Raw genomic sequence first — 14,681 nt, 5'->3', positions numbered from 1 at the left:
AGAAAAAGAATGACAAAACGTACAGTATATTGCGGGTTAGTAAATGAGACCCATTTAAACCAGACAGTGACTCTAAAAGGCTGGGTGCAAAAGCGCCGTGACTTAGGTGGCGTGATCTTTATTGACTTGCGCGACCGAGAAGGGATCGTGCAAATCGTCTTCAATCCTGAGGTTTCGAAAGAAGCCTGGGAAATCGCGGACAAATGCCGCAGTGAATATGTGTTAGAAGTAACAGGTCAAGTCATCAATCGTGCACCAGAAGCTATCAATCCGAAAATGGTGACAGGTGCCTATGAAGTGATGATCAGCGAAATCACGATTTTAAACACTGCAAAAACACCAGCCTTTTTGATTGAAGATGATCAAACCGTTGGCGATGAGATTCGCATGAAATACCGTTATTTAGACTTGCGTCGTCCAAAAATGACGAACAACATCGTGATGCGGGCGAAAACGACGCAAGCGATCCGCAATTTCTTAGATACGAACGACTTCTTGGATATCGAAACACCTTATCTAGGAAAATCAACACCAGAGGGTGCGCGGGATTATTTGGTTCCTTCACGGATCTATCCAGGTCATTTCTATGCGTTGCCGCAATCACCACAAATTTTTAAACAGTTATTGATGGGTGCTGGCTTCGATCGCTACTATCAAATCGTACGTTGCTTCCGTGACGAAGATTTGCGGGGCGACCGTCAACCAGAATTTACCCAAGTCGATATCGAAACCTCTTTCTTGACGGCAGAAGAAATCCAAACCTATACGGAAGAGCTGTTGGCAAAAGTGATGCGAGAAGTCAAAGGCATCGAAGTTACCTTGCCATTCCCACGGATGACCTATGATGAGGCAATGGGACGCTACGGCAGTGACAAACCAGATACACGGTTTGACATGGAGCTTATCGACTTATCAGAAGTTGTGAAAGACGTTGATTTTAAAGTCTTCCAAATGGCTCTTGAAAAAGGCGGCGTTGTGAAAGTCTTGAACGCCAAAGGGGCTGCAGACAAATACTCCAGAAAAGACATGGACAATCTAGGCCATTACGCTGGTCAATTTGGTGCCAAAGGATTGGCATGGGTCAAAGTTGAAGAAGATGGATTGAAAGGACCGATCGCTAAATTCTTGACAGAAGCGACCGACGCGATCATTGCAGCAGCCAATGCGGAAGTTGGCGATATTCTGATGTTTGGTGCCGATTCCTTTGCGATCGTTTCAGCAACATTGGGGGCGATCCGTAATAAATTAGGAAAAGAATTAGGCTTGATCGACGAGAGCAAATTCAACTTCCTATGGGTCACTGATTGGCCGCAATTTGAATACGATGAAGAAGCAGGCCGCTACGTTTCTGCTCACCATCCATTCACATTGCCAAAAGAAAGCGATCTGCCGTTATTAACGACAGACCCTTCAAAAGTCTATGCGCAAGCCTACGATATCGTGCTAAACGGTTATGAGTTAGGTGGCGGATCATTGCGTATCCATACACGGGAAGTGCAAGAGCAAATGTTTGAAGCGCTAGGCTTCTCACGTCGCGAGATGCAAAATCAATTTGGCTTCTTATTGGATGCTTTGGATTATGGGTTCCCACCACATGGCGGTATCGCCCTTGGGTTAGACCGGTTAGTCATGCTCTTGGCTGGTGAAGAAAACATTCGCGAAGTCATTGCCTTCCCTAAAAATGGGAAAGCAGCTGATCCAATGTCACAAGCGCCAAGTACCGTTTCGCCAATGCAGTTGTTTGACTTGAACATCGATGTAACAACGGTTGAAGAAAACAAATAAGCGTTAAATCATGATGAAATGAGTGATGAAATAGAAATTGGTGAATGAATGAAAAAAGTTCATGAGAATTCACCCATTTCTTTCATTGCTCGTTTCTTTTTTTATGAGCTGAAGTATAATAAAGGCAAATCAAAAAAGTGAGGCTATGAAATGCAATGACTCCTCTGTTTAAATGGCTCCCTCATCCAGAATACGCCAACAAACTTTCGTTTTCGATCGTCTATGCGCTGCTGGCATCGATTGCGGTCAATTTCTTCTATCAACCAGGTAATATTTATTCCAGCGGCATTACGGGTGTCGCTCAGATCATCACCACGATCTCAAGAGAAGGGATCGGGTTTTATATCCCCTTGTCCCTTGCGCTATTATTGTTGAATGTGCCATTATTTTTTCTAGGTTGGTTTAAGATCGGCCACAAGTTTACGATTTTTACTGGAATCACTGTTTTACTCACCTCCTTATTCGTGCAAATTTTGCCCGAAGAAACCGTTACGACGGACCCGATGATCTGTGCGATTTTCGGTGGTGCCATCAACGGGGTGGGGATCGGCTATGCCTTGAAGAATGGTCTTTCTTCAGGAGGGCTGGATTTTGTCAGCATTGCCATCCGCAAACGGACAGGGAAGACGATCGGCTCGATATCGATTTTCTTTAACATTGTTATTTTGTTCGCCGCAGGGATCTTGTTTGGCTGGCAATATGCGTTGTATAGTGCGATCGCGATTTTTGTCAGTGGAAAAGTGACGGACGCGGTCTTTACGAAGCAAAAGAAAATGCAGGTGACGATCATCACCCGCAACCCAGAAGAAGTCATTCAAACGATCCAAAAACATATGCGGCGAGGGATTACCATCATCAATGAAGCCGAAGGGGCGTACAAGCATGACAAACAAACGGTTTTGCTGACGGTAGTGACACGCTTTGAACTGCCGATGCTGCGCAGTGCCATGAAAGAAGCCGATCCAAAAGCCTTTGTCAGTATTGCAGAAAATGTCCAGATTTTGGGTCGCTTTTATGAAGAAGAACTGTGAAAAAGGAGTTGAAAAAAGTATTTCTTTATAGAAGTACTTTTTTTTCGCCAAAAATTAATTTTTTTGAAATATAGCAGATGTTGCTAGCTTTATATGGGGGATTTCTGGTAAATTATGAGAGTATGGAATCAATAGCGTTCATGCTGAAATTGTTTTTTTATGAAACAATTGGATCAATTAGAGAAAAGTGGTTGAAAAATGAATAAACGTTTAAGCACAAGCCGCTATATTACCGGGTTTGACGGCATTCGAACCTTGGCAGTCATCGGCGTTATTTTATATCATTTACTACCTACTCATATGCGAGGCGGGTATTTAGGAGTTCCAGTATTCTTTGTCGTATCAGGTTATTTAATCACTGACTTGCTGAGGCAAGAGTGGGATCAAAACGGCAAAATCAAAGTCAAAGATTTTTATGTTCGGCGGATGAAACGGCTCTATCCAGGAATGGTGGTGATGCTGCTTATCTCAGCAGCGTATATCACGTTGTTCCAGCGAAACCTGTTGAATAATTTGCGCGGGGTTTTTGTTAGCTCGTTGCTGTATTACAACAACTGGTGGCAGATCAATCATGGGTTATCCTATTTTGATCGGTTCGGTAATGAATCCCCCTTTACCCATCTGTGGTCGCTGGCTGTAGAGGGACAGAACTATCTGATTTGGCCTTTAGTGTTTATTTTGTTGATGAAAATCGGCAAGCAGAGGCATCGCGCCTTTAAATTTACTGCCGCAGTCACGATTTTGTCGGCAATTCTGTTAGCAGTCCTTTACACACCTGGTGCTGATCCGACACGGGTCTATTATGGAACGGATACGCGGCTCTTTTCGATCTGGATGGGGAGTGCCTTAGCATTCATTTGGCCAAGTACCCATTTGAAGAAAGAGATACCGCAAAAAGCCAAACGGGTCTTGAATATCTCTGGCTTTGCTTCCTTGGCTGGTCTAATCGCAGCGTTCTTTTTCTTAGATGATCATTTGACCTTTGTCTATTATGGCGGCATGTTCTTGATCAGTATCCTATGTACGATTCTTGTGGCAGTCACCGCTCATCCCGGAGCCAGCTTGAACCGGGTATTGAGTAATCCTATTTTCAGTTATATCGGCAAGCGTAGTTATGGGATCTATTTGTATCAATTTCCAGTGATGATTTTTTACGAAGCAAAAGTGGGGAATATCGGGGAGAACGTGCTGATGCACACGTTAGTGGAACTATTCTTGATCTTGTTTATCAGTGAATTGTCCTATCGGTTTATCGAAAACCCAATGCGTAAATTCCAGTACAAAGATACATTCAGAACGGTCCGCGGCTGGTTCAGCAAACCGATTTTTAGTTGGAAAAAACCGTGGTTAGTGCCCAGCTTACTGATTACCCTCGTTGCTTTGTTTGGCGTCGTGACCGCACCGACGAATTATGTCGATGCCCAGCAGCAGCAGTTGAAAGACAACATTGCGGCCAATAAAAAAGCGGCAGAGCAATCGCAAAAGAATGCGAACGCTGAGGGCAATGAAGCGGACGATGAGGCGAACACGAGTGAAGATGAAAAAAATATCATGGAAAAATATGATCTAACAGCAGCCCAAGTGAAAAAAGCAGAATCTCTTGAAATCACGGCTTTTGGTGATTCCGTGATGCTGGATGCAACGGCTGACTTGAAAGAAGTCTTTACCCAAGCGGTAGTTGATGGGGATGTTGGGCGCCAGCTGTATGCGAGTCCTGAATTGATCAAAGACTTGAAAGAAAAAAATCTTTTGCGGGATACCGTCCTTGTGGGGTTAGGGACGAATGGTTCCTTTACAGAAGCCCAATTTGACAGCTTTATGAATGAGATCGGTGATCGCAAAGTCTACTGGATCAATGTGCGGGTACCGACACAGCGTTGGCAAAATGAAGTCAATCGGATGTTGGAGCGCATGGCGGAAAAATACGACAATATGACCTTGATCGATTGGTATGATTTGAGTAATGACCAAGAGTCATGGTTCTATGAAGATCGGGTCCATCCAAATCCAGATGGCATGGATCAATACGTGAAGCTAGTTGCCCAAACGATTTTACAAGAGGAATAAGCAAGAAAAAGACAAACCTTACGTAATCATAAGGTTTGTCTTTTGTCTTAAACGGTGCTTTGTAAGAGCAGCGTTTTTTAATTCTTTTCTATCACCGTTAATAGTGAGTCAAACAAAATCGCACTAGAAGCCGATCCGGGATCGATATGACCGATGGCACGTTCACCAACATAAGAGGCGCGGCCTTTTTTAGCAACGAGTTCTTTGGTATGTTCTTTCGCTGCTTCGATCGTGTCTTTGGTCAATTCACCTTTTTTCATGGCTTCTGCGACAGGTTGCCAGACATCGATCATGGTCTTATCCTCAAACTCAGCTTTTCCCCGCATTTTGATGCCCGTCAAGCCTTCTTCAACGATCGTACCTAATTGTTCAAAGGAGTCGATCGTTTCTAGTTCCTTCGTTGCTTTGGTCATATTCATAAACGCCGAACCATAAAGGGGACCCGAAGCACCGCCGACTTTTGAGATCATTGCCATCGAGAAGACTTTAAAGGTATCACTGATCGTCGTTGGCTGTTGTTTGGCATAAGCTTCTTGATAAGCAGCTACGCCGCGTGCCATATTGTTGCCATGGTCCCCGTCGCCGATCGGTGTATCTAAATCGCTCAAATAGGCTTTGTTTGCTTCGATTTCTTTCGTGAAGGTGTCTAACCATGCTTGCACCGTTTCTGTTGTCAATTGCATCTCTATTCGCTCCTTTACCAGGCTATTGTTGTGACGGCTTCATTTAACGCATCGGTGTGATCCGTTTCGCTGAAGTCGATCAAGGTCAGTGAAAGTCCCTGCATATCGATGGAAGTCATGAAATTGCCGACTTTATGGAAGGAGACAGGGATGTCTTTTTCTGCGAGTAATTTCGCGACATCATTGGCAAAAACGAACAGCTCCATTTGCGGCGTACCACCCATACCGTTGATCAAGACACCGACTTTTTCTGGGGTCTTTTCATAATCCGCCAAGATTTTTTCCACCAACTCTTGTGCTAGTTCACGTGAGGGTTTCAGTTTTTCACGACGGTAACCAGGTTCGCCGTGGATGCCCACGCCATACTCGATCTCATCATCGGCTAAGTCAAAACCTGGTTTCCCAACTTCAGGAACTGTTGCCGCTTTTAATGCGACCCCAATGGTTTTGATCGATGCAACCAAGGCATCGCCCAATGTTTTTAATTCGCTTAAGCTGGCACCATTACGAGCAGCTGCGCCTAAAATCTTGTGGACTAAGACCGTACCGGCAACTCCTCGTTTGCCAGCAGTATAGGTGCTATTTTCAACAGCGATATCATCATCCACGACCACGATCTCCGTCGTGATCTCTTCCATTTCTGCCATATCTTTGGCCATCTCAAAGTTCAAGATATCGCCAGTATAGTTTTTGACGATCAGCAAGACGCCTTGTCCTTGATCAGAATCTTGGATAGCCGTCAAAATCTGGTCGGGGGTCGGGGAGGTGAAGACATCGCCTAAAACGGCGGCGCTAAGCATCCCATCACCGACAAAGCCAGCATGGGCCGGCTCATGTCCGCTCCCACCACCAGAAACAAGACCGACTTGTTCTTTTTGATTATTTTTAGCAATCACCCGTGAGTCTGCGACTTGATGGACCAGTTCAGGATAACTGCCTACGATACCAGCCAACATTTCTTCTACGATCATTGAGGGATCATTAATGATTTTTTTCATGCTTCATGCCATCCTTTCTCGGCTGCTTTTTTTGCTTCTGCAACGATTTGTGCCAAATCATCACTGAAACCAGCGGTGATCGCTGCAGCAAAGGCACCTTCCACCAGCGGCGCGTCGATCAGGTGATAGCGTTCTTGTTGCTGAGCTTCCAGCATGTCGTAAGCAAGTTCGGCATTCAAAACGGCACTGCCTAGATCGGCAAAGACTAAGATCAGTTCAGCATCTGCGGATTCGTTGACGGCATCCACGATTTTCGTGGCGTCAGAACCCAGCTCTCCTTCTGCTGTCCCGCCTAAAGAATAGATCGTGACTGACTCGCCGTCAGCCATTTCTTCGATCATCTGTTTTAATCCTTCGGTGAGTTGCTGACTGTGAGAAACGAGTAAAATACTTTTTTTCATCCAATTTCACCAACACTTTCTGATTAAATTTGGCTGTTTGACAAGGGGGGTGCCTTTTCCAAAGAAACACCGTCCTTGTTGAAACCGCCTACAGGTTCAGTATACCAAATTTCTTTCTTCTTGTATGGTTGCACCTATGGAGAGGACAAAAAAACAGCATCGTCTTTCTGGACAAAGCAAGAAAGAGCGATGCTGCAAAATCAATTAGGATTGTTTAACGAGCACTTTGGCTGAAAAGCGCTTCGTTAGGAAAGAAAGCCCCACGTACAGGCAGATGTTCAATGCCATCATGCCAAGGAAGTAAGGCAAGGTTACGGCGGTCAAGAAACCGACTTCCAGCAATCCGTGGAAAAGCATTGCTGCGACATAGATCCCCACGGTAGTGGTAATCGCTAAGAACAATCGCAATGGATTTAATGGCAAGCAAGCGCGAATCACAGCGATACAACTGATCCCGATCAACAAATAGTACAACAAGGTCGTCGTATCAAATTGCGACCAACCGTAGTCGGTTTGTAAAAAGCGGATCGCAAAGTAATTGACTAACACCAACAGGGCGTTTGGCAACGCATTGAGCAAGACCGTCGGCAAGTAGCGCCCCTTGATCGGTGCTTTGTTTTCTTCAAAGGAAAGGAAGAAAGAAGGATAGCCTTCAATTGCTAAGTCGATCAATGTGATTTGGATCGGCAAGAACGGAAAGGCGCTGGATGTCAGGATACAAACCAAAGAGAGCAAGAAGCTGTAAATCGTCTTGATAAAGAAGATCCCCGACGCTTTGGTGACGTTATTGACGACGCGGCGTCCTTCAAATAAAACATCTGGCAACGTAGTAAAGTCAGAATCCAATAAGACAAAGTTAGCGATTTGACGAGCCGCACTGTCGCCAGCAGCCATCGCAATACTAACGTCGGCTTCCCGCAGCGCCAACACGTCATTGACGCCATCGCCCGTCATAGCAACGGTCCGTTGATTGGCTTTTAATTCTTGGACAAGCAGTTTCTTTTGTTCAGGGGTCACACGACCAAAGACCGTATAGCGTGTCGCAGCTTCTCGGACTTCTGCTTCGGTCGTTAAGGTAGAAAGATCGATGGCTTGATCGGCATTCGCAAGACCTGCACGATGGGCGATCGCTGCGACAGCTATTGGATTATCGCCAGAGATCACCTTTAGATCGATGCCTTGATCGGCTAAGTAAGCCAATGTTTCTTCAGCGTTTTGGCGGATGATATCAGATAAAATCAAGATAGCCACCGCTTGTGCATTGGTTGGGTCAAAGGATGCTGGCGCTTTTGGATCGGTCTCTACAGCTAAAATCAACACCCGCAGACCTGCTTCTTGCGCTTCTTTGACTTGCGGCAAGGCAGCAGAGCCAGCGACTTTTTCAGGTGCGCCAAGATAGACATTTCCTAGATGTTCAAAAGCTACAGCACCCCATTTGCGCTGTGAAGAAAAGGCAGCGACTTCGATCGGCTGATGATCCGTTAGCTCAGGGCAGCCTTGACGCAATGCTTGCATCGTCAAATTGTTATCTGTGCTGGCTGCCAAATAATTCCCTAAGAGCATGTTAGGGTCGCTGTCGACTTGGAGAGGAACGATCGATTCGAGAACCATATGGCCTTCCGTCAACGTCCCCGTCTTATCCAGACAAAGGGTATCGACATGCGCTAAGGTTTCAACGGCATACATGTCTTGGACCAAAATCCGTTTTTTGGCCAATTTAATGACACCTGTCGTCAAGGCGATACTGATCAGCAGGACAAGTCCTTTTGGTAACATTCCTAATAAGGCAGCGGCAGAAACGACGACGGATTCCTTGATCCCAGCATCTCGCATCATAAAGGCTTGGAAGAACAAAATCACCCCTAAAGGAACGATCACATAGCTGGTGAATTTGGATACACTACGGATCGAAGCAAGCAGCTCAGAGCGGATCGGTTTGTGGACCTTCGCCTCATTGCTTAGTTTCGCTGCGTAGTTTTCTGCACCGACATGAATGACTTTTCCTGTCACTTCACCGCTGACGATGAAACTTCCTGAGAGTAAGGAAGCACCTGCTTCTTTAACAACCAGATCGGCTTCACCAGTCAGCATCGCTTCGTTGACTTCGACTAGTCCAGAAAGCACCGTCATATCAGCGGGGATTTGGTCCCCAGCACCAAGAATGACTGAGTCGTCTAAGACCAATTCTTTGGCTGAAATCTCATGGATTTGACCATCTCGAATCACTCGTACCGTTTGCGGTGAAACAAGTGAGAGTTTTTTTACTAAATTACGTGCGTGCAATTCTTGGCTGATCCCAATGGTGATATTCACAAAAATAATCGCTAAGTAGAACATGTTGGAATAGGCGCCTACGGCAAATAAAAAAACGCCAATCAATAGGTTGAGAAAATTGAATAACGTCAGTAAATTGTCCTTGATGATCGCAGCAGTTGATTTACTGGTTTTGGTTTCATAATCATTGTGCAGCCCCTCTTGGGTTTTCTTGGCGACTTCTGCTGCAGTCAAGCCGGTGGGTAATTGTGTCATAAGCATCTCCATTTCATTTGTTCATTTCTTTCTGATTCCTTTATCTAGTCTAGCATTCGAAAAAGGCAATGCAATCGTTGCGAGGAAAATAGCGATAAAATTAATTAAAATCTTAAACAATCAACACGTGTTCTTTTAAAGAAAGAAAAAAACTGGGGGAACAAACCGCACCATCGACTTTTTTCTGGTGCTTACGTATAATAGGGGAAGAGAAAAAGCCGAGAAGCAGATGCTTAGCGGATAAAAGAGGGTAGCGAGCATGTCTTTAAAAGAAAAAATTATTGCAGAAAGCAAGCGGCTTGGCATCGACAAGATCGGGTTTGCTTCAGCGGAGCCGTTTTTGGCATTGGAGCCTTCCTTGCGGGAACAAAAAGCCAAAGGCCATACCTCTGGTTTTGAGCATCCCGTGATCGAAGAGCGTATCTATCCTGAACGGACATTTGAAAATCCGCAAACGATCATTGCGATCGCTTTAGCTTATCCGACAAAAATCAAAGAGAAAGTCCCCCGGGATGAAAAACGTGGCATGTTTGCCCGTGCCTCGTGGGGCATCGATTACCATGATATTTTGCGAGAACGGTTGGATCGCTTGATCGCCTTTATCAAAGAACAAGCGCAAACGATGGAAGAACAAGTCGAATGGCGTTTCGCACCGCAAGTCGATACAGGGGAATTGGTGGATGTGGCGGCAGCGCAGCGGGCGGGTCTTGGCTTTATCGGTCGTAATGGCTTGCTGATCACAGAAGAATTTGGTTCGTTTGTTTATCTCGGTGAGATCGTCACTAATATCTCTCTTGAACCAGATGAAGAGGTCCCGTTTGGTTGTGGGGATTGCATGCGTTGTGTGACGGCTTGCCCCACTAAAGCGTTATTGGGCGATGGTCGGATGAATGCCCAGCGCTGTTTGTCCTATCAAACCCAGACGAAGGGCATGATGCCAGAAGAGTACCGCAAAAAGATGCATAACGTGATTTACGGTTGCGATATTTGTCAGCTGGTCTGCCCTTATAATCGGGGGAAGGACTTCCATTTTCATCAAGAGATGGAGCCTGAAGTCGATACCGTTTATCCAAAACTGCAACCGATGCTGTCTTTATCAAACAAAGCCTTCAAAGAACAATTTGGCCATCTATCTGGCTCTTGGCGGGGGAAAAAACCGCTGCAGCGTAATGCCATCATCGCCTTAGCCAATGTGGGAGACCGCAGTGCCTTGCCAGCGATTTGGCGCTGTGCGACAGAAGACGTGCGCCCAGTGATTCGAGGGACGGCTTATTGGGCAATTGGTCAGTTGGGCGTCAAAGAACCAGAGATGTGGTTAGAGCGACTGCAACGATGCGCAGAGTTAGAACCCGAAGAAGAAGAAGCACAGCAAGAATTGCAGCCTGCTATCGAACGATTGCAAGCAGTCATTACCAAAAAGCAGGAAAAAGAGCTATAAAAAAAGCAAAACGTGCCCGTGGCCGTTTTGCTTTTTTGTTTAATCTAGTACGTCATCACTTTCAACGATTTCTTCTGAATCGAGTTCAAAATCTGGTGCTGGATGCACACGCTCAGGCAGCTCCATTTCTAACTCGCCTTCTTCGGTGTATTGGTTGTCGGTATCGGCAACGTCAACTAAAATTTCTTCAGGAAGCTCTTGCTCCAACCGATAGCCTTCTGCATGACGTGCATCGAGTAATTCCAAAAGATGTTGCCACTCGTCTTTCGAGATCACTACAACGTCAATGCCATCTTTGTTTTGTACCTCTACAACAGAGGAAAGATCGGTGCCGACCGTTTTAATGATCGATTCCAACGACCATTTACTCGTTTCTAAGTCAATTTTTTGTGCCATAAGAATTACTCCTTTTTTGAGAAAAATTTTGTCCTACCTTAATTGTAACGGGAAAGTTGCAGAAAACAAAATAGCTTGATTGGGAATCGTCCCTGATATGCGCAAGAACATTTGCACAGCGGCTTTAACCAAGGTAAGATAAGAGCAAGAAGGGAAGGAATAAAAATGACAGAAAAACAGACATTTCATGTGAATGGGTATTTAGCACTGGTTGTGCTGATCGGGTTATTAGTTGGCGGCGGTTATTTGTTTTATCATGGGTTCGTAAATGAGAGCGTTCTCGAAATCGTTCTCAGTATTCTTTTATGGATCGTTTCGTTTCTTTTCCTTAGTTCGTTAACGATCGTACAGCCCAACCAAGCCAAAGCGATCCTCTTTTTTGGGCAATATTTAGGAACCATTAAAGACAACGGCTTGTTTGTGACAACCCCATTAACCCAAAAAATCAATGTTTCATTGAAAGTCCGTAACTTTAACAGTTCGCTGTTGAAGGTCAATGATTCAGACGGAAACCCGATCGAGATCTCGGCGGTGGTGGTTTTTAAAGTCGTAGATACGGCGAAAGCATTGTTTGATGTCGATTATTACCAAGATTTCATTGAGATCCAAAGTGAAACAGCGATTCGTCATATTGCGACGCAATACCCGTATGACACGTTCAATGACGATGATCTGACGTTGCGAGGCAATACCAATGAAGTTTCTGAAGAACTGGCAAAAGAATTGCAAGAACGATTGGCTGTTGCTGGGGTCGAAGTCATAGAGACCCGCTTAAATCACCTCGCGTATGCGACTGAGATCGCTAGTGCGATGCTGCAGCGCCAACAAGCCAAAGCGATTTTATCTGCACGGCAAATCATTGTTGAAGGAGCCGTCTCCATGACACAAATGGCGTTAGAACAAATCGAAGACGGACAGGACATCAATTTCACAGATGACCGCAAAGTCCAATTGATCAATAATTTATTGGTGTCGATCATTACCGATAAAGGCACGCAGCCGGTGATCAATACGGGCGATGTCAAAGAGAAAGGAGTGTAGCATTTGAAGAAACTTTACATCAAACAGAAGGTTTTCAGCATCGGTGAAAAATTTACCGTCACTGATGATTTACAAAACCCTCGCTATTATGTCGAAGGCAGTTTTTTTAAGATCCCGAAAAGTTTTACGATCTTCAATGAGCAGCAGCGACCGATCGCGGAGATCACCAAAAAAGTGTTCAGTTTATTACCGAAATTTTTTGTGGAAGTCCACGGCCAAGAAGCGATCGTTTTAGAAAAACATTTCACATTTTTTAAAGCCCGCTATTCCATCAGTGCAGAAGGCATCGATGTGGACGGCAATTGGTGGGATATGGATTTTGTGGTCAACCGCAACGGCAAACGGATTGCAGAGATCCACAAAAAATGGATCTCTTGGGGCGATACCTATGAAGTTGTGATCTATGAAGAAGATCTAGATGACCTGATCATTGCATTAGTGGTAGCCATCGATCGCGTCAAAGCAGATGATGCCGCAGCGTCAAGTTCAGCAAGTAGTTAGAAAAAAAGGAGCGATGTGCATGTTATACGGTTCGATTGAAGCAGGCGGCACAAAATTTGTGTGCGCCATTGGCGATGAAGAAATGACAATCAAGGAAAGAGTGAGCTTTCCGACAACGACACCTGAGGAAACAATGCCTTTAGTCATTGGTTTCTTCAAACAATACCAAGCAGATTTAGCAGGGATTGGGATTGGCTCATTTGGGCCTATCGATATCCATCGCGATTCTGCCACTTATGGGTACATTACCTCGACCCCGAAATTGGCATGGCAAAATTTTGATTTCATCGGTACCATGAAAAAAGAATTTCCGATCCCGATTTCTTGGACAACAGATGTCAATGCGGCTGCCTACGGTGAGTATGTCTTCGGTAGTGGCAAAGGATTGAGCAGTGTCGTTTACTATACGATCGGTACAGGTGTTGGCGGCGGTGCCTTACAAGAAGGGCGCTTTATCGAAGGGTTTAGTCATCCAGAAATGGGGCATATGCTGGTCGTCCCTCATCCAAAAGATGACTTTGCTGGCAGCTGTCCATTTCATGGCAACTGTTTAGAAGGGATGGCTGCTGGACCCGCCATCGAAAAACGCTTAGGGAAAAAAGGGCAAGAGGTTGCAGAAGATGATCCTTATTGGGAAATCGAAGCCTCCTATATTGCTCAATGTGCCTACAATACAACCTTGATGTTTTCTCCAGATGTGATCATTTTTGGCGGTGGTGTGATGAAACAACGCCATATGCTGCAAAACGTCCACGACGCATTTGCAAAATTGGTCAATGGGTATGTCGAAACACCTGAGTTAAGCAAATATATCGTGACCCCAGCATTAGAAGACAACGCTGGAACCCTCGGTTGTTTGGCATTGGCTCGAGAAGCGGTCTTACATTCATAAATAAAAAAATGGATCATACTCTTCGGGTATGATCTTTTTTTACAGCGTATCAGTGGCGCTTTTGGCGACTTTTTGTATACTTAAGCTGAGGTGGAAAAGAATGAAATTAGCTGTTCGAAAAAGAAAAATCGGAAATATTCCGGTCTTAGAAGTCGTACCAGAAGAAATGATTTATGAGCCACTGCCATTGATTATTTACTATCATGGCTGGCAGACGAGTAAAGAATTAGTGTTGACACAAGGCAGAAAGTTGGCTAGAGAAGGTTTCCGGGTGGTCTTGCCAGATGCAGCCAATCATGGGGAGCGCAAGACCCAGCTATCGGAGATTCCTTCTCTAACTTTTTGGCAAAGTATCCAAACCAATCTATTTGAGTTTTCTTACTTAGTCGATTTTTTTGAAAACCTTGGTTTGGTCAACGGTCAGATCGCAGTTGGCGGAGTCTCTATGGGAGGGATGACCACGTGCGGTTTATTGTGCCAGCATCCAGAAATCACAGCGGCAGCTTGTATCATGGGTTCTCCTTCCATGTTGAAATACCGTGACCGCATCCAAATGCACGCTGGCGCTGCTGGGTTCTTTGTACCCGAGGATTATGGTCAGCTTTTAAGCTGGATGGATGCTTACGACCTGTCTTCTCAACCAGAGAAATTGGGACAGCGTCCTCTTTTGTTTTGGCATGGTACCCAAGACGAGAAAATTCCTTATGGTGATGTGGAAGCCTTTGTGGCAGAAAATCCAGAAGCAAATTTGCAGTTTATCTCGCGAGAAGAACGCCATCTGGTACGTGGAGAAACGATGGATCAAGTCACAGCTTTTTTCGTGGCAGAGCTCAATCAAACCAATCCATGACACGGTTTGCGCAAGGAAAAAGATTGTGTGAAAAGGTACAAGCATAAAACTCGTTTTTTGTCACGTGAT

General features: G+C 45.1%; 13 protein-coding genes. 8 read left to right on the top strand and 5 right to left on the bottom strand.

Annotated features, from left to right (window positions below; all coding sequences use genetic code 11):
* The first annotated feature begins 9 nt into the window (after positions 1 to 9).
* The 3 genes from aspS (at position 10) to ACTW1R_RS14005 (ending at position 4,883) form a co-directional block, all read left to right on the top strand.
* Positions 10 to 1,785 carry an aspartate--tRNA ligase gene (aspS, locus tag ACTW1R_RS14015; RefSeq protein WP_375826474.1) on the top strand — a complete coding sequence of 592 codons (1,776 nt, stop codon included), beginning with the start codon at positions 10 to 12 and terminating at the stop codon, positions 1,783 to 1,785.
* Between the two features lie 155 nt (positions 1,786 to 1,940).
* A complete protein-coding gene (locus tag ACTW1R_RS14010; RefSeq protein ID WP_115232796.1) occupies positions 1,941 to 2,816 on the top strand; it encodes a YitT family protein in 876 nt (291 codons plus the stop codon).
* 198 nt (positions 2,817 to 3,014) lie between these two features.
* Entirely contained in the window at positions 3,015 to 4,883 is a 1,869-nt protein-coding gene (locus ACTW1R_RS14005; protein ID WP_008379546.1) for an acyltransferase family protein, read from the top strand.
* Positions 4,884 to 4,960: 77 nt separating this feature from the next.
* Here the strand turns inward: ACTW1R_RS14005 and dhaL are convergent, their stop codons facing one another.
* The 4 genes from dhaL to ACTW1R_RS13985 form a co-directional block, all read right to left on the bottom strand.
* Complete coding sequence (gene dhaL, locus ACTW1R_RS14000; protein ID WP_128431664.1) at positions 4,961 to 5,566, bottom strand: dihydroxyacetone kinase subunit DhaL; 606 nt, start codon at positions 5,564 to 5,566, stop codon at positions 4,961 to 4,963.
* A 14-nt stretch (positions 5,567 to 5,580) separates the two neighbouring features.
* Entirely contained in the window at positions 5,581 to 6,564 is a 984-nt protein-coding gene (gene dhaK / locus ACTW1R_RS13995) for a dihydroxyacetone kinase subunit DhaK (protein WP_010750002.1), read from the bottom strand.
* Positions 6,561 to 6,965: a dihydroxyacetone kinase phosphoryl donor subunit DhaM gene (dhaM, locus tag ACTW1R_RS13990; RefSeq protein ID WP_375826475.1), complete on the bottom strand. Its 405-nt coding sequence runs from the start codon at positions 6,963 to 6,965 to the stop codon at positions 6,561 to 6,563. Before dhaM ends, dhaK begins: the two co-directional genes overlap by 4 nt.
* A gap of 204 nt (positions 6,966 to 7,169) precedes the next feature.
* Positions 7,170 to 9,494, bottom strand: coding sequence for an HAD-IC family P-type ATPase (locus ACTW1R_RS13985; protein WP_375826476.1), 2,325 nt, complete (start codon positions 9,492 to 9,494; stop codon positions 7,170 to 7,172).
* Positions 9,495 to 9,753: 259 nt separating this feature from the next.
* Here ACTW1R_RS13985 and queG point away from each other — a divergent pair, with 259 nt between their 5' ends.
* Positions 9,754 to 10,932, top strand: coding sequence for a tRNA epoxyqueuosine(34) reductase QueG (gene queG, locus ACTW1R_RS13980; protein ID WP_375826477.1), 1,179 nt, complete (start codon positions 9,754 to 9,756; stop codon positions 10,930 to 10,932).
* A gap of 39 nt (positions 10,933 to 10,971) precedes the next feature.
* Here queG and ACTW1R_RS13975 read toward each other — a convergent pair whose 3' ends face one another.
* Positions 10,972 to 11,328 (bottom strand): hypothetical protein, encoded by a 357-nt coding sequence (locus ACTW1R_RS13975; protein WP_005228172.1) that lies wholly within the window; start codon positions 11,326 to 11,328, stop codon positions 10,972 to 10,974.
* A 165-nt stretch (positions 11,329 to 11,493) separates the two neighbouring features.
* Here ACTW1R_RS13975 and ACTW1R_RS13970 point away from each other — a divergent pair, with 165 nt between their 5' ends.
* The 4 genes from ACTW1R_RS13970 to ACTW1R_RS13955 all read left to right on the top strand — a co-directional run bounded on the left by ACTW1R_RS13970 (position 11,494) and on the right by ACTW1R_RS13955 (position 14,612).
* On the top strand, positions 11,494 to 12,369 hold the full coding sequence (locus tag ACTW1R_RS13970; protein ID WP_010750000.1) for an SPFH domain-containing protein: 876 nt from the start codon (positions 11,494 to 11,496) through the stop codon (positions 12,367 to 12,369).
* A gap of 3 nt (positions 12,370 to 12,372) precedes the next feature.
* Complete coding sequence (locus tag ACTW1R_RS13965) at positions 12,373 to 12,870, top strand: LURP-one-related/scramblase family protein (protein ID WP_005233908.1); 498 nt, start codon at positions 12,373 to 12,375, stop codon at positions 12,868 to 12,870.
* A 19-nt stretch (positions 12,871 to 12,889) separates the two neighbouring features.
* Complete coding sequence (scrK, locus tag ACTW1R_RS13960; RefSeq protein WP_010749999.1) at positions 12,890 to 13,762, top strand: fructokinase ScrK; 873 nt, start codon at positions 12,890 to 12,892, stop codon at positions 13,760 to 13,762.
* 100 nt (positions 13,763 to 13,862) lie between these two features.
* On the top strand, positions 13,863 to 14,612 hold the full coding sequence (locus ACTW1R_RS13955; protein ID WP_010749998.1) for an alpha/beta fold hydrolase: 750 nt from the start codon (positions 13,863 to 13,865) through the stop codon (positions 14,610 to 14,612).
* The last annotated feature ends 69 nt before the right edge of the window (positions 14,613 to 14,681 follow it).

This window comes from Enterococcus sp. R12, from assembly GCF_058135755.1.
This window is presented reverse-complemented; position numbering and strand designations above follow the sequence as displayed.